General features: G+C 46.0%; 15 protein-coding genes and 1 tRNA gene. 6 read left to right on the forward strand and 10 right to left on the reverse strand.

Annotation, left to right across the window (positions count from 1 at the left end; translation table 11 throughout):
* Positions 1-152 precede the first annotated feature (152 nt).
* The gene (locus tag H3V12_RS05090) at positions 153-851 is read left to right on the forward strand and encodes a L,D-transpeptidase (RefSeq protein ID WP_198213253.1); all 699 of its coding nucleotides are present in this window, start codon (positions 153-155) and stop codon (positions 849-851) included.
* A gap of 353 nt (positions 852-1,204) precedes the next feature.
* Here H3V12_RS05090 and H3V12_RS05095 read toward each other — a convergent pair whose 3' ends face one another.
* Positions 1,205-2,725 (reverse strand): helicase HerA-like domain-containing protein, encoded by a 1,521-nt coding sequence (locus H3V12_RS05095; protein WP_075915983.1) that lies wholly within the window; start codon positions 2,723-2,725, stop codon positions 1,205-1,207.
* A gap of 504 nt (positions 2,726-3,229) precedes the next feature.
* Between H3V12_RS05095 and H3V12_RS05100 the strand changes: the two genes are divergently transcribed.
* The 3 genes from H3V12_RS05100 to H3V12_RS05110 all read left to right on the forward strand — a co-directional run bounded on the left by H3V12_RS05100 (position 3,230) and on the right by H3V12_RS05110 (position 5,905).
* Entirely contained in the window at positions 3,230-4,543 is a 1,314-nt protein-coding gene (locus H3V12_RS05100) for a methylmalonyl-CoA mutase family protein (protein ID WP_075915987.1), read from the forward strand.
* Between the two features lie 3 nt (positions 4,544-4,546).
* Positions 4,547-5,575: a magnesium transporter CorA family protein gene (locus H3V12_RS05105; RefSeq protein ID WP_075870131.1), complete on the forward strand. Its 1,029-nt coding sequence runs from the start codon at positions 4,547-4,549 to the stop codon at positions 5,573-5,575.
* 96 nt (positions 5,576-5,671) lie between these two features.
* A complete protein-coding gene (locus H3V12_RS05110) occupies positions 5,672-5,905 on the forward strand; it encodes a hypothetical protein (RefSeq protein ID WP_075870132.1) in 234 nt (77 codons plus the stop codon).
* Between the two features lie 204 nt (positions 5,906-6,109).
* Here H3V12_RS05110 and H3V12_RS05115 read toward each other — a convergent pair.
* Positions 6,110-6,184, reverse strand: a tRNA-Gln gene (locus H3V12_RS05115).
* Between the two features lie 360 nt (positions 6,185-6,544).
* Between H3V12_RS05115 and H3V12_RS05120 the strand changes: the two genes are divergently transcribed.
* The gene (locus H3V12_RS05120; RefSeq protein WP_198213255.1) at positions 6,545-7,450 is read left to right on the forward strand and encodes an MBL fold metallo-hydrolase; all 906 of its coding nucleotides are present in this window, start codon (positions 6,545-6,547) and stop codon (positions 7,448-7,450) included.
* On the opposite strand, the gene H3V12_RS05125 is transcribed toward H3V12_RS05120, so the two are convergent.
* From H3V12_RS05125 to H3V12_RS05160, 8 genes are all read right to left on the reverse strand, one after another.
* Positions 7,435-8,220 carry a DUF1499 domain-containing protein gene (locus tag H3V12_RS05125; protein ID WP_198213257.1) on the reverse strand — a complete coding sequence of 262 codons (786 nt, stop codon included), beginning with the start codon at positions 8,218-8,220 and terminating at the stop codon, positions 7,435-7,437. The genes H3V12_RS05120 and H3V12_RS05125 overlap by 16 nt on opposite strands.
* Positions 8,217-9,032, reverse strand: coding sequence for a polysaccharide deacetylase family protein (locus tag H3V12_RS05130; RefSeq protein ID WP_198213259.1), 816 nt, complete (start codon positions 9,030-9,032; stop codon positions 8,217-8,219). Before H3V12_RS05130 ends, H3V12_RS05125 begins: the two co-directional genes overlap by 4 nt.
* A gap of 23 nt (positions 9,033-9,055) precedes the next feature.
* Positions 9,056-11,722, reverse strand: a complete 2,667-nt coding sequence (ppdK, locus tag H3V12_RS05135; protein WP_198213261.1) for a pyruvate, phosphate dikinase — start codon at positions 11,720-11,722, stop codon at positions 9,056-9,058.
* A gap of 190 nt (positions 11,723-11,912) precedes the next feature.
* Positions 11,913-15,371: a chromosome segregation protein SMC gene (smc, locus tag H3V12_RS05140; RefSeq protein ID WP_198213271.1), complete on the reverse strand. Its 3,459-nt coding sequence runs from the start codon at positions 15,369-15,371 to the stop codon at positions 11,913-11,915.
* A 75-nt stretch (positions 15,372-15,446) separates the two neighbouring features.
* Positions 15,447-16,151, reverse strand: a complete 705-nt coding sequence (locus H3V12_RS05145) for a DsbA family protein (protein WP_198213273.1) — start codon at positions 16,149-16,151, stop codon at positions 15,447-15,449.
* Positions 16,152-16,249: 98 nt separating this feature from the next.
* Positions 16,250-16,774, reverse strand: a complete 525-nt coding sequence (locus H3V12_RS05150; protein WP_341464140.1) for a DciA family protein — start codon at positions 16,772-16,774, stop codon at positions 16,250-16,252.
* Positions 16,771-17,745, reverse strand: a complete 975-nt coding sequence (locus tag H3V12_RS05155) for an SDR family NAD(P)-dependent oxidoreductase (RefSeq protein WP_198213275.1) — start codon at positions 17,743-17,745, stop codon at positions 16,771-16,773. The genes H3V12_RS05150 and H3V12_RS05155 overlap by 4 nt, the downstream gene beginning before the upstream one ends.
* Positions 17,742-18,509: a glycosyltransferase family 25 protein gene (locus H3V12_RS05160; protein WP_198213277.1), complete on the reverse strand. Its 768-nt coding sequence runs from the start codon at positions 18,507-18,509 to the stop codon at positions 17,742-17,744. The genes H3V12_RS05155 and H3V12_RS05160 overlap by 4 nt, the downstream gene beginning before the upstream one ends.
* Before the next feature lie 411 nt (positions 18,510-18,920).
* Here H3V12_RS05160 and H3V12_RS05165 point away from each other — a divergent pair, with 411 nt between their 5' ends.
* On the forward strand, positions 18,921-20,240 hold the full coding sequence (locus H3V12_RS05165; protein ID WP_198213279.1) for an MFS family transporter: 1,320 nt from the start codon (positions 18,921-18,923) through the stop codon (positions 20,238-20,240).
* Positions 20,241-20,320 lie beyond the last annotated feature (80 nt).

Below are 20,320 nucleotides of genomic sequence, written 5' to 3' on the forward strand. Positions count from 1 at the left end.
AGGGCAGCCTGTAAATGGCAAATTTTATTGTTTATGTTTTTGAACTTTCACACGAAAACTTACCTTCGCATGGCTATGATGCGTCTGAGGTTTGGCGGTTTTTAACTTTTTTGCGGCATATATAAAATAACGAAGAGAAATTGGATTGATAGATGACCAGCTATGTCTCCCGCCGCTTATTTTTGCAAACACTCACAATCGGGGCAGCCACAACCGGTCTTTCGGCATGTATGCCTTCAGGGTTGAAAGATATTGCGCTTGCGCCGGTAAAATCACCATACGCAACCGATAATAGCGCACTTCTTCCTTTTGCGTCGATGTATGCTGAAATGCGCGATGGTGATTTTGTCTTACCGGCAATTCCCTATCAAAAAATTGATCCGCAATTTCTACGTCAGATTGTTGATGATCCGACAGGCGAACAACCGGGAACAATCGTTGTCGATACCAAACGCCGTTATCTTTATCTCGTCCGTTTGAACGGCAAAGCTATTCGTTACGGTGTCAGTGTCGGAAAAGAAGGGTTTGCTTGGTCCGGCCGCGGCATCATCGAATATAAACGCAAATGGCCGACATGGACTCCACCTTCGGATATGATCGCAAGACAGCCCCAACTTAGAAAATACAGCGCCGAAAACGGCGGAATGAAACCGGGTCTCAAAAACCCGCTTGGCGCACGCGCGCTTTATATTTTTCAAGACGGTCGAGACACTCTCTACCGTCTTCATGGTTCGCCCGATTGGTCGTCCATTGGCAAGCGCGCTTCATCTGGTTGCGTGAGATTAATCAATCAGGACATTATTGATCTTTACGATCGTGTGCCGGAAAAAGCTCCCGTACTTGTTGTCTGATATTGAGGAGCGGCGGTAAATTCGGTCTCACATACCGATAACCGTTCCGGTAATTACGTTAATTCCTTGAAACTACCGGAATGTTTTGAAAGTCTTGCCGAGTAGAACGAAAGTAAGCCACTTTTACACCCTCTGATGAACGTCTCGGTTTTGCCAAGCGCAGCTCACAAATTATATAAAACTTCTTAAAACCATATGACCATAGATGAAGGCTATTGACTTTTAAAATATAAAAACATTAGTTCGAGTAACGCCAAGGCCACAATTGCCGCCGGTCGCTTCACAGTAGTTTTACAATCCTGTGACTGGTGATCTATCAACCCTACGCCAAAACCTGTCAGGTCACCAACCGTTTATTTCCGTCTACCACCCAGAAGATTGCCTAACACACCGCGTAAATAATTTTCACCGGCTTTTGCAATTGACCGGCCGATGGAATTGGCTGCCGTACGGGTAATCGACTTGACGGCAGTTTCCGCAACAGATTGACCGCGACTATTCTTTTTATCATCGCCGAAAATCGTATCCCAGAAACTCCCGCCTTCTTCCTGATTATTACCGGATTGTTTTTCTTGCGTATTTTTCTGCAACATCTCGTAAGCGGACTGACGATCAACGGTTTCGTCATATTTTCCGCTCACGGGGCTTGTTTTTATCAAGTTTTGACGCTCTTCAGAAGTAATCGGGCCAATTTGTGATGAAGGTGGACGGATAGTGGTCCTTTGAACAATGGATGGAACCCCTTTATCTTCTAAAGTTGACACCAGCGCTTCACCGGTTCCGAGATCGGAGATTGCTTTCATCGTGTCAAAATCAGGGTTGGCACGAAAAGTCGAGGCTGCGGCTTTCACAGCTGCTGTTTCGCGCGGCGTATAAACACGCAATGCATGCTGGATGCGATTGCCCAGTTGAGCCAGAATGGACTCCGGCACATCCAACGGATTTTGCGAAATAAAATAGATGCCCACTCCTTTTGAACGGATCAGGCGCACGACCTGTTCAATCCGTTCAATCAATGCTTTTGGTGCGTTATCGAAAAGCAGATGCGCTTCATCAAAAAAGAAAACGAGTCGCGGTTTTTCAGGATCGCCGACTTCCGGTAACTGTTCGAAAAGTTCCGACATAAGCCACAACAGAAATGTGGAATAAAGACGCGGATTGGTCATCAGTTTGTCAGCCGCAAGGACACTGACAACGCCTCGCCCATCACTCGTTGTGCGCATAATATCTTCAAGCTTTAAAGACGGTTCACCAAAGAAATGTTCTCCGCCCTGCTCTTCAAAAACCAATAATTGACGCTGGATAGAGCCTACGGAAGATTTAGAGATATTGCCATAACGGGAAGAAAGTTCCGCAGCCTTTTCTCCAACGTGATTAAGCATTGCCTGCAAATCTTTAAGATCAAGCAATAATAATCCTTCGTCATCGGCAACACGGAAAGCAATATTCAGCACACCTTCCTGTGCTTGCGTCAAATCCATCAGCCTTGAGAGCAACAATGGCCCCATTTCTGACACAGTGGCCCTTATCGGATGCCCGTCGACGCCGAACAAATCCCAAAAGATAACAGGTGCAGCTTTCATTTCGATAGTTGAGAGCCCGACACTTTGAGCTCGCGAACGAACCTTGTCATTAAGCGTGCCAGCTTTGGCTATGCCTGAAAGGTCACCTTTCACATCGGCGCAAAAGACTGGCACACCGGAAGCTGCAAAGGCCTCGGCAATAACCTGCAATGTTACGGTTTTTCCTGTGCCTGTCGCACCGGTTATCAAGCCATGACGATTTGCATATTTAAGCCAGATATATTCAGGTTTGAGTGCGTTATCCTTTTTTTGATGGCTGGCACCCAGAAAAATTCCACTCTTGTCTATCATACCCAATTATCCCTCGGCATGTTTTCCAATCATGATAAATGTACCGAAATTAGACAAAATCAATAAGTCTTTTATGTGAGGCTTGACGAGATAAGAGAACTTGGTTTTCTCATGCTCCAATTCTTACGGTAAAAAACCGGATAGTCGGCTGATGACTGGCGTGATTAACAACGCAACAAATGCATCTTCGTAAAAATTTCAAAAATTTGAAAGCTCAATAAATTTTCGCAAGTTCTATTTTTAAATCAACGACATATAAAAATTCGCCTTTGAGCCCCTGATTTTGGAATGCAATCAACCTCGTAACTTCTTAATTGCTTCCGATACTGAATAAACACCCGATTGATTGCGGATTTCTCGAGCCGCACTTGGTTTTGACAAATTGAATCCTAAATGAATTTGCAATAGGTTGGACTTGCACCGGTCGGGGCTTTGTGATTGTGTTACATAAAACCCCATCTCCGAGATGGTGTAAAATTTATTTAGCAGGATTTTGATTTGCTCATGAGCTCGAAACAATCCCATCCATCCGACAATACACAATCCCGTCAGGCAGGCTGGTCAGTCATGCAACGTGCCGACGATCCCGATATTGAACGTGCCCGCTTCCAACTTAAGGAAGATATAGCCAATGGTGCTACCGGCATTGCCCTGATTTTCGAAGGCGCCAATAGTGCTTACGGCTTCGGACTACCGGCTAAAGCAGAAACAATTCCAACACTTTTCGACGGGGTAAGCCTCGACGGTCTTCATATCCGTCTCGACAACCATCCCCATGGTCGTGTCATTGCCGACAGTTTTATCGATTATCTCCAGCACCGGCGCATTAACCCGACTCGCACAAAACTGACATTCAGTACCGACCCCACGGCTGTGTTGGCCACGACCGGCAAACTCAAAATGTCGATTGAAGCGCTAAAAGCGTCATTGCCGCAATCAATGTCGGTGTTTTTTTCCTCAGGCATTCCCGGTGTTGTTCTTGAAGCCGATGGACGACCTTACCATAATGCCGGTGCTACGCCGGCACAAGAGATCGGTGCTATGATGTCGGTTGCGCTCGCCCATTTGAAGATGGTCGAGGAAGCACGCCACCACATTATTTATGCTTTACCGCACATCGGTTTTGCCACAGCTCTTGATGAAGACCCCGTCATGGGGCTTGCAAAAATGCGTGCAATCAGGTCGCTTTGGCGCAGACTTCAGGAAGAACGCGGGGTGACTTCGCCATTTCCTGCGGTCATTCACGTTGAAACATCGATGCGAATGATGACAAAACAGGATTCCCTCAGCAATATCTCCCGTTCATCGATTGCTGCCTATGCTGCCATTTTGGGTGGAGCATCATCATTATCGGTTTTACCATATAGTTTCGTATTTGGTTTACCCGATGAAAACGCGCGTCGCATTGCCCGTAACAGCCAGCTTATTTTTATGAAAGAGCTTGCCACCCCGCTTGCAAAACAGGCAAACCGGCGAGACAGTGACGCAGATGCACTTGCAGAAGCAGCGTGGGTCGAATTTACCCGCCTTGAAGATGAAGGCGGCGTTATGCAAAGTCTGATTGATGGCAACCTTGCCAAACGTATTGAAGAAGCGCGCGATCTCAGACTTGCGAGTTATCACAAAAATGAACGTGCCATCATCGGAACATCCGAATATCGGAAGGGCGATGACGCCCCTGCCGGCATTGTCGATACCAAGCCGGTTCATTTTTCAGCTGAAGGTATTTCTCATTGTCACCCGCTGGTATCAGGCCGTTGGGACCAAGAATTCGTCGAAGTACAAAAAATAGCTCCGGTTGAAATCACAAAGGATTAATGCATGATCCGCAGCTTCCGAACATCGACTGACCGTCTTGTTGAAGTCCCGCTTAAAGAAGACGGAACGCCCGAAAATGACGTGCTGTGGATTGATCTTTCCGATCCGACTGCAGGAGAGGAAAAAGAGCTGGAAAAGTGGCTCGGAATTCCCATACCGACGCATGATGATATGACAGAGATTGAAGAATCAAGCCGCTTTTATATGGAAAACGGAGCGCAATATATGACAGCTCCGTTGATCTATACTGTTGACGGCGACAAACGGGATATCGCGCCTGTTACCTTCATTCTGACAGGATCAAGGCTGGTGACTGTTCGCTATAGCCACCCGCAAGCAATCGAGCTTTTCATTTTGCGGGTGACTAAAGCAGGCAATGGATTAATTACACCGCAGTGCACGGGGTTAACTATTCTCACTGCTGTTATCGAGGCTGCAACAGATAGGCTTGCCGATCTTCTTGAAGCAGTCTCCGGACGCATTGAAACGGCTTCCCGCAATATTTTCCATCGTGATGAAGCGGCTATGCCGATGTCGACCATCGATTTTCGCAAAACTCTCAACCATATTGGCAATCAGGGAACGTTGCTTTCAATGGTGAGAGAAAGCATTGCGGGAGTTAGCCGCCTTCTCGTTTATGTTGAAGCTTACGGGAAAACAGTTACCCCCAAATATATCGAAGCCGACGGCAAAACAGTAACACCAAAAAAAGATATGAAGACGACTGTCAAATCATTGGAACAGGATACCCAGTCGCTTGAACATTATGCAGACTTTTTGTCTGCAAAAATGACATTCCTGCTTGATACCGTTGTCGGAATGATATCGACTGAACAAAATGCAATTATCAAATTTTTCTCGGTTGCAGCGGTCGGTTTCATGCCGCCAACACTTGTTGCTTCCATCTATGGCATGAATTTCCAATTTATGCCGGAACTTAATGAAAAATGGGGCTATCCTTTTGCTTTGTTTCTGATGATTATTTCTGCTGTTATACCCATATTATACTTCAGAAAAAAAGGCTGGCTCTAATTTTAACTTTTACCTCTTCTCTGGAAATCAGCCGTTAAGTGTATTATATTTAACGTGTTGAGATAATTAAAAGCGTCAACAGAAAGGGTGAATTCGATGTCTATTGATTCAGCAATGCGTATTTCGGTAGGCGGCATGAACAGACAAGCGGATACACTTGATCAGATTGCCCAGAATGTTGCGGTTGGAACAACTGTCGGTCGCGAGACATATGATGCCGGAGACGACATGGTGAATATGGACTTGGCTGAACATAATTTTAAAGCCAATTTCCGCGTTTTCCAAATTGCCGACGAGACAATGGCAGAAATAATCAATATGAAACGCTAAAGCAGGAATCTCCTAGCGTTTTTGCGGCTATTTCACATTTTTGGATAGGATTTTCATAACTTACGGCGAAGCGATATTGAACTGTTTTACGGTTCGTTTTGCACATATTTTTGCAAGAGTCTCTGTCCAAAAACCGCCATATCATTATCTCTCTAATGATAGTGACCGTTCTCGAACGAAAATCAAAAGCTGATTTAGAGAAAATGGCTGGGGTACCTGGATTCGAACCAGGGAATGCCGGTACCAAAAACCGGTGCCTTACCGCTTGGCTATACCCCAAAAAGCATGCTTGGCACACTTCCTGCGCGCCTTATAACGAGTTCGATAAAAATGTGCAATATGTCTAAGCACGTACCAGCACTTTTTTTTGGCTATAGTCTCGCGCGAGTTCTGCCATTACGTTGGTTGAAAACAGATTTTCAAACGCGTCCAACCATTCGGCATATATCCATCTACTTGACGATTTTTACCGACCCGGCGAATTTCAACCTATGACTCGGATTTCAATAGTAATTTTCAAGCAAATGTAACTTTTCCGTCTCTCCTGTCTGCTATAATCTTTAAAATCTCGTTGCAGATGTTAGCTTTTGAAGCTTTGCAATTTAATATGCATTCCAGCTTAACGGAAAAGGAAATCCGATGCGTATCGATTTTAACAAGGATTTTACACCTCAATATGGTCAGGCAGTCGTTCTTGGTAATGGTATCCGTCGGGTAACAGCTCATAACCCCTCCCCTTTTACCTTTACCGGCACGAATAGTTATATTTTAGGAAAAGACGAGCTTGCAATTATTGATCCCGGTCCCGATGATGATGACCAGTTGCAAACGCTTCTTCGCGTCATTGACGGTCATAAACTGGATTATATTTTTATCACGCATAGCCATAGCGATCACTGCGGGCTTGCGAAGAGATTAAGTGACCTTACCGGAGCGAGAATTGTTGCTGAAGGACGCTACAGGCCTGCTTTGACCAATGTCCTTGACAACTCCATCGCCCTTGACGCGGATCGTGACAAAAATTTTAAACCTGACATTATACTAGGGGACGGTGAGACAATCGAAGGCAATGGCTGGAAACTCACTTCGGTCACTACTCCCGGACACATGGCAAATCACGCAGCCTATGCTCTTGATAAAACCGGTGTGCTTTTTACTGGCGACCATGTTATGGCATGGGCAACAACAGTGGTCGCGCCACCTGATGGTGCCATGCAGGATTATATGCAATCACTCACAAAACTTCTGAGCCGCAACGATAAGATTTACCTTCCCGGACATGGTGGCCCTGTCATGAAGCCGCACGCTTATGTGCGCGCCATTATTGCACACAGAAAAATGCGTGAACGGGCAATTATCGAACGATTGCGTGAAGGAGACCGGACAATAAGCGAGATTGTCAAGGCAATTTACAGAACACTCGACAATCGCCTTCACAAAGCTGCTGCTCTCTCGGTTCTTGCCCACCTCGAAGATTTGGTGGAGAAAGGCATTGTCATAACGGATGAACCACTTTCGCTTTTCAGTTCCTATTCATTATCCTGATCGATAGGTGTTGAAAGCATTTCAGTGTCAAGAGCATCCATAAAGGTGAGAATAAAGGAAGCATCGACACCAAGATCGCGATATAAATAACGTGAAGCCGAACGCATATCGACAAAAGTGGTATCGCCTTCATCGGTCAGACGAATGACGATGTCCGATATAAAACCGAGATAAAAAGTTTTAGCTTCGGATTCGATAAAGAGCTCGTCGTCTTCACCGTCAACACCGCGTTGCGCCTTGATTGGCCAGCCCTGTGCATTCAAAACATTGCGTACAGATTTCAAAATACGGTCAGGAGAGCCATCATAACGACGGCCGGAAAGCTCGCGCCATTCTTTTAGTTGTAGATTGGACTGACTGGATAAGTCGGCAGCAACGGGCAAAGCGTCAGCCGGTCTTGCATCTGCAATAAAGTGTGGCGGCGTATCGGTATCGGTCGAAATGTCGTTAAGCGGTGGCATAACGCACCACATGAACAAAAAAGCCGATATGGGGGTGAGTGTTACGAGTGAATAGACAATACCCTTTAGTGATTTCAATCCACCCCTGTCACCATTTTCCCAAAGATCGTAAAGTCCTTTGGCTGCCAGAAAGAGAGCTATAAGAGCCAATAAACCGGCAATGCTTGAACAGACGAGAAATATATGGGTCCGGATAAGGGAAAAACGGTGAAGAAGACTGATGATGACAAGAGCCAACAGACTCACACCGCCAAAACGTGGCGACCATAAAGCAGCATAGGAAGTTAGCCGAACGTATTTTTTTCTCATTGTCCGTTCATTGCCCCTTGTAACGTGCTTGTCCCCGTTGTCGTACTTTTCCCTTCCAACATGCTACAGTCGCTAATCGTCGTTTGTCTCTCTACCGGTTTTGCGGCATCCGATAATTTCACAAATCGATAGCCCTTTTTCTCAAGCTCCAGAATACCCGCTGCGACCCCTTGACCGGATGCCCGTTTAGGCTGGTTCATATGGGCGATAATGACATCACCATTCTTAGCAGATGAAATCCGTTGAGCAACCGTTTTTGGCGGCAAGGATGCTCCCATATCAGCATTAAGAGAGAAGCCGCCCACTTCATACCCCATGTCATGAATAAGTTTCACCGCATCCTTAGAATAGCGTGCAGATGCATCGCGATACCAGTAAGTGCGCGGAAAACCTGCAGTTAGCAAACTCTGCTCTCCACCTTTGATTTCTTCACAAACTGCTTTAAGACTACCTGCTGTTTTGAGACCATAGATATCCGTCTGATTGTCGATTGCAGGAACATGATTTTTGCCATGATTTGCAACTTCAAACAGATCGGGATGAGCCTTGATAACTTCGATAGTTTGCCTATTTCGTTGTAACCATCGGGCCGTAACAAATAAAGTGGCTTTGATCTGATGAGAGACGAGAGTGTCAAAAATACGGTGGTCGATATCCCCCATACATAGGTCAAGCGTCAAAGCCACCTGTGGACTTGACGCTTCACCTTTTTCAATATGCAATATCGGCTCGACAGTACCGGCCATAGTTATGGCCGGTGCACTCAAACTTATGATACCGGCAAAAACGCACCGGCAAATCGAATTCCACATTAATTACCTACTCTTGGCATAACCTATTTTTTATGCCTGATTGCCGCTTGGGCTGCAGCAAGTCTGGCTATCGGCACACGGAACGGCGAACAGGAAACATAGTTCAATCCGACTTCTTCACATAAGTCAATTGACATCGGATCGCCACCATGTTCACCACAAATACCAAGCTTGATGTCGGCACGCTGACTGCGGCCGCGTGTTGCGCCGATTTTGACAAGTTCGCCTACACCATCACGGTCGATGGATACAAATGGATCCTGTTCCAATAAACCTTTTTTAATATAAGTCGAAAGGAATGGACCGGCATCATCGCGTGAAATGCCGAACGTCGTTTGCGTAAGATCATTGGTGCCGAAAGAGAAAAACTCCGCCGATTTGGCAATTTCGGCAGCACGAATCGCAGCCCTTGGCAATTCGATCATCGTCCCGACAAGGTATTTGATTGAAACATTATGCTCTTTCATCACAGCCTTTGCCGTTTCATCAATACGATCTTTGACATAATCAAGTTCGGTTTTCAATGCGACCAAAGGCACCATTATTTCCGGTATAACCGTTTCCTTGGTAGCTTTCCCTGCTTCAATCGCAGCCTCTATAATTGCGCGCGTCTGCATTTCGGCAATTTCAGGATAAGTAATTGCCAAACGGCATCCCCTTAATCCTAGCATCGGGTTGAATTCATGAAGCTCTGCTGCTCTTTCTTTAATCAGTTCAGCCGGAATTGACATAGCTTTGGCAACGTCGGCAATTTCGACATCTGTTTTCGGCAGAAATTCATGAAGCGGCGGATCCAACAAACGAATGGTAACCGGCAGACCATGCATGATTTCAAACAATTCGATAAAATCGGAACGCTGCATGGGCAGAAGTTTTGCCAAAGCCTTGCGACGCCCCTGTTCATCATTGGCCAAAATCATTTCACGCATCGAGATGATACGATCACCGGCAAAAAACATATGCTCGGTGCGGCAAAGACCAATTCCTTCTGCACCGAAAGAGCGCCCCATACGTGCGTCCGCCGGTGTCTCGGCATTCGCACAAACATGCATACGGCGTTTTTCATCGGCCCATGACATGAGTTTTGCAAAATCGCCCGACATTTTTGGTTGCAACATAGCAACTTTGCCTTTGTAAATTTCGCCATTTCCACCATCAATCGTGATGATGTCACCTTTATGGAAAGTCTCGCCGGCTGCTTTCAATGTGCCGCTACGATAATCGATATGGATGCTACCGGCTCCCGAAACGCACGGTTTTCCCATACCACGAGCCACAACAGCGGCATGGCTTGTCATACCACCGCGCGTTGTCAAAACACCTTCTGCAACGTGCATACCGTTAATATCTTCCGGACTTGTTTCCACCCGCACCAGAATAACTTTATGTCCTTCTTTGGTTGCATTTTCCGCTTCTTCAGAAGAAAAAACGATTTCGCCCGTCGCCGCTCCCGGAGAAGCCGGAAGGCCTGTTCCTAAAACAATCTTTTTTGCATTCGGGTCAAGCGTGGGGTGCAAAAGTTGATCGAGCGATTTCGGATCAATACGGGAAATTGCTTCGGTGCGGTCTATAAGACCTTCGGCAACCATATCGACAGCCATTTTGAGGGCCGCCCGCGCTGTGCGCTTTCCGATACGCGTTTGCAGCATCCACAACTTACCTTTTTCAATGGTAAATTCCATATCCTGCATATCGCGATAATGCTTTTCAAGCTTATGGGCGATGTCATTGAATGCTTTAAAGGCTTGCGGTAAAGTTTTTTCCAACGAAGGCTTGTCGGAACCGGCTGCTATGCGCGCAGCTTCGGTGATGTTTTGCGGCGTTCTTATACCGGCAACAACATCTTCTCCTTGTGCGTTGACAAGAAATTCCCCAAAAAGCGCATTCTCGCCCGTCGACGGGTTACGGGTGAAAGCAACACCGGTTGCCGAATCATCACCCATATTGCCGAACACCATTGCCTGAACATTAACCGCAGTGCCCCAGCTTTCCGGTATATCGTGAAGTTCGCGATAGGTCACAGCACGTGGTGTCATCCAGCTTAAGAAAACAGCACTGATCGCCCCCCAAAGCTGTTTTTCAGGATCTTGAGGAAACGGTTTTCCGATTTCTCTTTCGACGCATTCTTTATAAGAAGCAATCACATCCTGCCAATCTTTGGCGGTCATTTCGGTATCGACTTCGTAACCATGGCGGGCTTTGGCATCGTCGATAATTTCTTCAAACAATGAACCATCAATACCAAGCACAACGTTGGAATACATCTGGATAAAACGACGATAGCTGTCATAGGCAAAACGTTCGTCCTCTGTCTCTCTGGCAATGGCTTTGACAGTTTCATCGTTCAGTCCAAGATTGAGGACTGTATCCATCATACCGGGCATAGAGGCACGCGCCCCCGAACGCACAGAAACCAACAACGGTTTATCTTTGTCACCAAAACGGCGCCCGGTCAGTTTACCGACTTCGGCAAGACATTTCTTGACTGTTTCATCAAGTTTGTCAGGATAGGTTTTATCATTATTATAAAAATAGGTGCAGACTTCAGTCGTAATTGTAAATCCCGGAGGAACCGGCAATCCGAGATTGCTCATCTCTGCAAGATTTGCTCCCTTGCCGCCCAAGAGGTTGCGTTCAGATGCAGCCCCCTCCGCTTTCCCGTTACCGAAGCTGTAAACCCATTTTGTCATTTCAAACATATCCTCCGATTGACTTCGATAGTTGAATATTAAAAACTGGAATTCCTGTATTACCCTTGATGGAGACAAACAAATATCAACTATCAACTATAGCTTAAATGACATTTAGTCTGCCGCCAACATCAATTTTCTTTACAGATTGACCAAATCGATTGAATAACAACTTTTTGAGCCTTTAATATCAACCGGCATCTCGCATTTTTTCTGCCGTTTGCAAGTCAACGGATACGAGTTGCGAAACCCCCTGTTCGCCCATAGTGACACCGAAAAGGCGATCCATTTGTGCCATAGTGATCGGGTTGTGGGTGATAACGATAAAACGCGTTTCTGTCGATTTTGCCATTTCTTCCATCAAATGGCAGTAACGTTCGACATTATGGTCATCAAGCGGTGCATCAACTTCGTCAAGCACACAAATGGGAGACGGACTCGTCAAGAAAACTGCAAATATCAATGCCAATGCAGTCAAGGCCTGTTCACCACCTGACAATAACGTCATAGTTTGTGGTTTTTTACCGGGCGGCCGCGCCAGAATTTCCACGCCGGCATCCAACGGGTCATCGGATTCAATGAGTTGCAGCTCTGCCGTTCCACCACCAAAAAGATGGTGATAAAGTCTCTGGAATTGGTCGTTGACCTTGTTAAAGGCTGAAAGCAGACGCTCGCGCCCCTCGCGGTTAAGATTGACAATTGCGACACGCAGCTTCTTGATCGCTTCTACCACATCGTCACGTTCGCCGGTAATTGAATCAAACCGCGAGCGCAGTTCTTTTTCTTCCTCGTCGGCACGTAGATTGACCGCTCCCAAACGTTCGCGTTCGATCCGCAACCGTTCAAGCTTGTGATCAAGTGTTTCAATGTCCGGCATTTCATCGCCAACCGAAAACCCTGCAAGAGCCAAAGTTTCATGCGGCTGACAATTCAAAGCTTCGCTTATCCGCGACTCAATATCCTTCCGTCGATCAACGGCAGCATTAAGTCGCTCTTCAGCTCTCGCGCGTTCTTCACGGCTTGAAGAAAGTTTGGCAAAAGCTTCCGATGTCTGTTTATCGAGCGTTGTCTGTATTGTTTCTGCCTCTGCCAGACGGTCCATAACGGCATGGCCTTCCGCTTCTTTTTTTGCAATGGCATCAAGCAGGTTTTGTCGTTTTTCCTCTAGCCCTTCCGGCGTCTCGGCCAATTGTTCGGCCTCGGTCATTGCTTCTTCACGACGTGCTTTTAGCGCCTCTATCTGATTTTTCGCATTTTCAATACGATTGAACCAGGCTTTACGCTCCGATCCGATCACTTCAAGCCTGCGTACCCGCGCATTTGCATTCTGTTTCCAGCTTTGGAGGGCAGCCAATGCTTCCGATACTGCTCTACGTTGCGAAGAGATTTTTGCCGAAAATGACGTGATCTTTTCCTCTATAGCAGTCATATCAGGCAATTCATTCCGTTCATTCGATAAAGTTTCAAGTTTTTGAACGAGTTCTGCTTTTTCGCCTTCAAGATCACGCACATTATTTTCAAGTGAAGAAAGCTTCAAACGATGTTCGGAGACTTCGCGTTCAATTTTGCTATAAAACTGCTGTGCCTCATCCCGAATTTCGCGGCTCGACCGCAGTTTTTCACGTATTTCGCGCTCATAAAGGGCCGATTCTTCAACTTTTTTCGTGAGCTTCTGTAAGTTAATTTCGGCAATCTTCAAAGCTTCCTTCGCTTTGTCAATGAGATGGGCCAACACCTGAAGGCGATTTTTTTGAGCGAGACGTTGCGCGCTTGCAGTCGGCGCGTCAGAGCGCGCCATTAAACCATCCCAACGCCAGATTGCGCCATTCCGGCTCACCAGTTTTTGCCCTGTCTTCAAATCCCTTTGTAAGCGCTTGCCGTCTTCCTCTTCGACAACACCGATTTGTTGCAAGGCTCGACTTAATTCTGCTGGTGCTTTTACAAAATCCGCCAATGACTTTACACCATCGGGAAGAGCTGGTGCTTCATAAGTTCCCGTATGACCGCTCCAGAAAAGAGGCGCGCCTTCTTCAACCGACCCTTCGAGATCATCTCCCAATGCTGCACCGAGAGCAACTTCATAACCGTCTTTTACAGTAATTTGATCCACAACCGGCGGAAACTCCCCACTGATTGAAGAACTCAAAAGTTGTTCAAGCGTGCGTGCTTCCGTAGCAAGTCCGTTCAGCTGATCGCGACAATCAGCGACCACCGGACGCGCCGCATTTTCCTCTTCCCGTGCAGCTTCAGTTGCCAACTCGCATTCTTGCAATAAGGCTTCGTTTTGCTTAAGCCTCACCTCGGCTTCGTCCAATTTTTTACGGGATTCGGCAATTTTGTCGGAAGACGCTATATCTGTTTGGAGTACTTCTATTTGCTGCTTAAAATCGGAAATTGTTTCATCAAGATGCTCGCCACGTTTCGCAAGATCAGCAATCTGATTGACAATTCTTGTTTCCTCGGCCTTGGCGTGGGCTTGCAATTGTGTAAGTTCCCCTGCCTGAGCTTCGCTTTTGCTCAACACACTTTGCAGCTCTTCATATTGTAGGGTGAGCTCGGCCTCGCTTTCCTGTTGGTTTTCCGCCTCAAGCCGTAAAGTTTTTTCTTCCTCATCCAGTCGTTCAAGGCTCTCACCATTATCTTTGGCAAGTTGTTCCTCGCGACTAATATCGGCGTCGAGTTGTTCAAGCCTGCGCATCAATTCCTGTTGTCGTTGCCGATTGCGGTTTTTTTCCTCATCAAGTTGTTGTAGTTCAAGGCTTAATCTTTGATATGCGGCGGAAGCTTTCGCAGCTTCTTCCCGTAGGGGCGGAAGTTTGTTTTTACTCTCTTCTTGTGCCTTTTCTGCGCGCATATGCGCTTGTGCCTTTTCCGCAACGAGCTGAGTGGCGCCATTCAAAGCACTGATTGCTTCAACTTCCTGCGATTTATTATCTGACCAACGCAGATAGAATAGTCCTGCCTCTGCCTGTCTGATATCGGCCGAGAGGGTTTTGAAGCGATTGGCCTGTCGCGATTGACGTTTCAAACTTTCAATTCGCGAGGAAAGATCGCCGACCACATCTTCAAGCCTATCAAGGTTTCCTTCAGCAGCACGCAGGCGCAATTCTGCATCATGACGACGACTATGAAGGCCTGAAATACCTGCCGCTTCTTCCAGTAAAGCACGCCGTGCTTGCGGTTTGGCCTGTATCAGTTCGCCAATTCGCCCCTGCCCGACCATTGAAGGCGACCTTGCACCTGTCGATTGGTCTGCAAACAATAACTGCACGTCTTTGGCACGAACCTCTTTACCGTTGATACGATAAACCGAACCTGCATCTCTTTCGATGCGACGGGAAACCTGTAATTCATCAGTATCATTAAAAGCAGTCGGCGCACTGCGGTCCGAATTATCAAGAAAAAGCGTTACTTCTGCAAAATTTCTAGCCGGCCTTGTTGCGGAACCTGAAAAAATAACGTCATCCATGCCGGAAGCACGCATATTTTTATAGGAGTTTTCTCCCATAACCCAACGGAGCGATTCAACCAGATTTGATTTTCCGCATCCATTCGGGCCAACAACACCCGTTAGCCCACGCTCTATCACGAACTCCTGAGCTTCGACAAAGGATTTAAAACCGACCAGTCGCAGCTTGGTAAACTGCATAAACCTACCTTCGGGTTACAAAAAAGGATGCAGCCAAAATATAACTGCATCCTTTTATTAGCACATATTATGGTATTACAGAAAACTATCAATCACAGAAGACATTTCTTCCACAGACAATGCGCCTTCATATTTCTTGCCATTGATAAAAAATGTCGGTGTCGAAGTTACACCAAACTCTTTGCCTCGTTCGAACGAACTCTTGACTTCGTCAAGTACAGTCTGGTTTTTCAGGCAAGCTTCGAAAGCTTTGTCATCAAGACCGGCCATCGCAGCAATATTTTTCAATGGCGGCAAAGCGTCGGACGCGGCAGCCCAATCCATCTGCTTTTCAAAAAGCACTTGAATCATCGGAAAATACCGGTCTTCCGGTGCGCAGCGTGCAAGCATATAACCTGCCTGTGCGCGCGGATCATAGGCAAATTCGCGGAATACCAGACGCGCTTTACCGGTTTTGATATATTTTTCACGGATGGATGGCAGCGTTTCATTAAAGAAAGCAGCACAATGGCCGCAAGTAACAGAAGCATATTCAACAATGGTTACCGGAGCATCAGCTTTGCCCTCGACCATTTCCTTGCCTTTACCGGGTTCAAGAAGTTTTGCCATATCAACAGTGCCTGACGATTTGACATTGATCGTCTTGCTATCACCTGTTGTTGCTTCAGCCGGTTTATTATCGGCAGCATAAGAAGGAAAAATAGTAAAACAGGTTGTTGCGGCTAACCCCAAAGCGGCAGCGAAAGAACGAAGACGCTGACTGTTTTTTTTATTAAGCATAACAGTACCTTTTCTTTTTATTTGTTCAAACTTGAAACTCGCTAAGTCGAAGGCAAGCTTTGTTATTTTATAAGTCATCCATTAAAAGTTGTCTCGGATTAATTGTTAAATTTTTTGCCATGAGACACATATTTTTGCGAAAAAATAGATAACCCCAGATCGCTCAAAGAGTTTCTCAAACCATCATTTTCGATTTTTCCTGTAAGCTCGTCTATAAGTTTGCGGTCTTTCTCATTAACCGGCGGGCGTTCGATACGTGCCTCTTCCTCTTTCACAATAACACGCTGTTCGATCTTTATGCGATTGATCGCGACATAGCCGAAAAAGGCATTGATGCGTTGAAGGATTTCTCCCGTCTCATGCGTGAGTATCATTGCAGAATAGGCTTCGCATCCCACAACCAGCGTTCCCGGTTTAAAGGGATCATCAATGCTCGCACGCCTTGACCAAATAATCTTCAGCGGCATTGTGGTTTTGGCAATATCTTCGCCAACAAGGGTAGCCCAATTTGCCATAAGTTCCAGACTGAGACCGGTTTTTTTACGCAAAATTGGCTCAAGTAGCCCCGATGCCGTTTCGGCAAGTGAAGAAAAATGACGTTTTTTCGGTTTCCAGCCCATCATTTGCCTTGATAAGATTTAAACCAGTCGACAAACTTTACCATGCCTTCGGTTATCGACATTGTCGGGTGAAATTTCAAATCCTTTTCGGCACGGGAAATATCGGCATAAGTTTTTTCAACATCGGCAGGCGGCATAGGACAAAGTTCGGTCAATGCTTTTTTGCCCGTTGCCCGTTCGATAGCTTCAACAAATTCCAACAGTTGAACCGGCTTGTTATTACCAAGGTTATAAATATCGGCGACATTTTCCGGTTCATTGATAATATTTTTTACCACAGTGACAACGCCATACACAATATCGTCGATAAAAGTAAAATCCCGCTGCATCTTGCCGTAATTGAAAAGTTTTATTGGACGGCCTTTCAAAACGGCATCCGTAAAAAGCCAAGGAGCCATATCGGGACGCCCCCACGGACCATAGACTGTAAAAAACCTCAAACCAGAAGTTTTGAGTTTATGAACATGGTGATATGAGCAGGCAAGAAGCTCTCCGGCCCGTTTTGTCGCAGCATAAACCGAAACAGGATCGTCAACTCTGTCATCCTCCGAAAATGGTACTTTCTTGTTTGCCCCATAAACAGAAGAAGAGCTTGCATAAACAACCGGCGGACGGGAATCAAACTTCAACGCCTGTTCGAAGATTCTGACCTCACCTTCAACATTCGCGTTTACATATGCAGAAGGATTTTCTATCGAATAACGCACGCCCGCCTGAGCAGCCAAATGCACAATGACGTCGACATGCTTTTCGTGCCCCAAAGCCCGTTCGACTTGTTCTTTATTGGCGATGTCCGCTTTAACAAAACGAAACGCCGAATCGTCACTGATATTCTTTAGACGTGCCTTTTTAAGCTCGACAGAATAATAATCATTCAGATTATCAACTCCGACAACCTCGAAACCTTGCCGTAGCAATTCTTTCGTCGTTGCAAAACCGATAAAACCGGCAGCGCCTGTGACAATGGCTTTCATTTTTTAACCCTATCTTGAAGTTTCAGGTGGGACGGCTGTAGCCCATAAATGATACGACGAATATAATCCGATATCCGGAAAAACAGGGTACCAATCCGCTTCCACTTCGGCAATCGCATATTGTGATAGGTTTTTCTTCCCTTCACGATCGTCGAGCCATTCACTCCACAAAATTTTACGATATTCTTGTTGGTTGAAAATGCTTTATAGCCGCTCCAACCGCGTTCAAGCGCTACATCGTAAGGAAGGCTCATCGGAGTGAGTTTTTCAAGAAGCTTCTTTGCTCCCTCGCGCGTCACCATATAGGCCGCCGAGCTTCCTAAAGGACCATGCAAATACCGACCAATGGATACATTATCGGTTATATCCATCATTTTACGAAAAATCCGGTTACGATGGTTGGAAAATTTGATCATATCCCATCCGTCGATTTGAGAAAGTTTATTGATAATTCTGACAAATTCCTCATCGAAGCCGACATCATCCTCTGCAATGACGGCATAAGGATCCTCGCCATTTGCAATAACCGACAACACCCGAAGATGACTAAGATAACACCCTGCTTCTCCAGGCAGGATATTTTTCCCGTGCCGGCGGCGAAACCCTTTCACATCAATTTCGGGAGAATGCTGAATGTCGATCTCGCTACCGTCAACCGCACTTATACGATGATAGTCCAGCCCGACGCTTTCAGCTGATCGTGCGACAACCTCGAAACGATCTTTTGACCGATCAAGATTGATTATATAGACGGGAATATTCAAAGTAACCTCGGTAGCCAAATTGAGCGGAAAGACGGAAATGGGCGCATCAACAATCTTCTTGTTCGATCAAAAACAGTGGGCAAGTTAGCTATTTGGCAGGCCGATGTAAACGCTTTTGATCTCTCCTTCTCTTTCGTTTACTCCCGCAATGGTCGTTCGATAATTTTTCAGGCAAAAAACAAACTCAATGTTTTATTTCTTTTACCCCCCTCATAAACGCATCTCTAAGGGTATTTAAATAATTAAAATTTTCAAATGGTTCTTTGCCACAAATAACAAATATCATTTTTAAACTATAAATATCAATTTTACTTGTGTGTCTCCAAAAGTTTCCATTGCCTTTTTCCATGAACGTGCAACAACAATCGAAATAATAATCCGGCTTAAAGCCTTGTCTCATGGGAGATAGACATGACCGAAACGACTAAAACAACTCAGTCTGCTGATCCACACGATACACGCAAACGAATTTTTGCAATCGTTGCAAGCGCATCCGGCAATCTGGTGGAATGGTATGATTTTTATATCTACGCATTTGCATCGATTTATTTTGCCAACCAGTTCTATCCGTCTGGCAATGACGAGGTCGCAGCACTTCTTAAAACGGCTGGCATATTTTTCATCGGTTTTCTGATGCGCCCAATCGGCGGATATATTTTCGGCCGTATAGGCGACCGATATGGCCGGAAAAAATCCATGATGATCTCTGTAGTGATGATGTGCCTAGGCTCCCTTATCATCGCTTTTCTACCGACCTACGCCACATGGGGCAATGCCGCAGGTGTCATCTTGTTGCTCGTTCGTATGATGCAGGGACTTTCTGTCGGCGGAGAATATGGAACCACCGCCACATATATGAGTGAAGTTGCTTTGAAAGGCCGACGCGGATTTTTCAGTTCCTTCCAATATGTGACACTCGTCGGCGGACAACTTCTTGCCGTTCTGGTTGTTGTTATTCTGGAACTGTTCCTTGATGACAATCAGATAAAGGCGTGGGGCTGGCGTATTCCTTTTGTTATTGGCGCATTAACAGCAATCATCGCTTTTTACTTACGTCGTTCACTGCATGAAACTTCGACGGAAAAATCGCGCACCAGTGTTGAAGCTGGAAGCCTTATCAGCCTGTTGAAAAACTATACCCGCTCGTTCCTGCTTGTTGTGGGGTTCACATCCGGCGGCTCTCTCACATTTTATACCTACACCACCTACATGCAGAAATATCTGGTGACCACTACCGGCTTTTCGGCCAAAGATGCCAATACCATGATGCTTGCTGCATTATTTATTTTTATGATTCTTCAGCCTCTTTTCGGGATGCTTGCGGATCGTATCGGGACACGCACATCGTTGTTGATGTGGTCGGTTCTTTCAATCATCCTGACCATTCCCGCGCTGTCATTTATCGGATCGACACATAGTGAACTCGCCGCCTTTTTCATGATCGTTGTGATGCTCGCAGTATCCTGTCTTTACACCTCCATCGGCGGTATTGTTAAAGCAGAAATGTTTCCGGCTTCTGTCAGAGCATTAGGGGTAGGTTTTTCCTATGCTGTCGCCAATGCTCTCTTTGGCGGTTCGGCCGAATATGTTGCGCTTTGGTTCAAGAATGAAGGCGTTGGCAATTACTTCTACTGGTATGTGACGATCATGATGGTAATTGCTTTTGTCTGCGCCTATAAAATGAAAGACGCAAGAAATGGCGGTTACCTTCAAGGCCATCACATTGATTGAAAAAACATCGTCGATTATTCGCATCGAATAAGTTTGATGAAATATAGGGCAAGTCTTTTAACGGCTTGCCTTTTCTTTTT

This window comes from Bartonella sp. W8167 (genome assembly GCF_016100335.1).
Taxonomy (GTDB): Bacteria; Pseudomonadota; Alphaproteobacteria; order Rhizobiales; family Rhizobiaceae; genus Bartonella; species Bartonella apis.

Bases quoted from the DNA above. Each gene is read 5' to 3' on its own strand.
- H3V12_RS05090 (WP_198213253.1), top strand. From the start codon at position 153: ATGACCAGCTATGTCTCCCGCCGCTTATTTTTGCAAACACTCACAATC.
- H3V12_RS05095 (WP_075915983.1), bottom strand. From the start codon at position 2,725: ATGATAGACAAGAGTGGAATTTTTCTGGGTGCCAGCCATCAAAAAAAG.
- H3V12_RS05100 (WP_075915987.1), top strand. From the start codon at position 3,230: ATGAGCTCGAAACAATCCCATCCATCCGACAATACACAATCCCGTCAG.
- H3V12_RS05105 (WP_075870131.1), top strand. From the start codon at position 4,547: ATGATCCGCAGCTTCCGAACATCGACTGACCGTCTTGTTGAAGTCCCG.
- H3V12_RS05110 (WP_075870132.1), top strand. From the start codon at position 5,672: ATGTCTATTGATTCAGCAATGCGTATTTCGGTAGGCGGCATGAACAGA.
- H3V12_RS05120 (WP_198213255.1), top strand. From the start codon at position 6,545: ATGCGTATCGATTTTAACAAGGATTTTACACCTCAATATGGTCAGGCA.
- H3V12_RS05125 (WP_198213257.1), bottom strand. From the start codon at position 8,220: ATGAGAAAAAAATACGTTCGGCTAACTTCCTATGCTGCTTTATGGTCG.
- H3V12_RS05130 (WP_198213259.1), bottom strand. From the start codon at position 9,032: ATGTGGAATTCGATTTGCCGGTGCGTTTTTGCCGGTATCATAAGTTTG.
- ppdK (WP_198213261.1), bottom strand. From the start codon at position 11,722: ATGACAAAATGGGTTTACAGCTTCGGTAACGGGAAAGCGGAGGGGGCT.
- smc (WP_198213271.1), bottom strand. From the start codon at position 15,371: ATGCAGTTTACCAAGCTGCGACTGGTCGGTTTTAAATCCTTTGTCGAA.
- H3V12_RS05145 (WP_198213273.1), bottom strand. From the start codon at position 16,151: ATGCTTAATAAAAAAAACAGTCAGCGTCTTCGTTCTTTCGCTGCCGCT.
- H3V12_RS05150 (WP_341464140.1), bottom strand. From the start codon at position 16,774: ATGATGGGCTGGAAACCGAAAAAACGTCATTTTTCTTCACTTGCCGAA.
- H3V12_RS05155 (WP_198213275.1), bottom strand. From the start codon at position 17,745: ATGAAAGCCATTGTCACAGGCGCTGCCGGTTTTATCGGTTTTGCAACG.
- H3V12_RS05165 (WP_198213279.1), top strand. From the start codon at position 18,921: ATGACCGAAACGACTAAAACAACTCAGTCTGCTGATCCACACGATACA.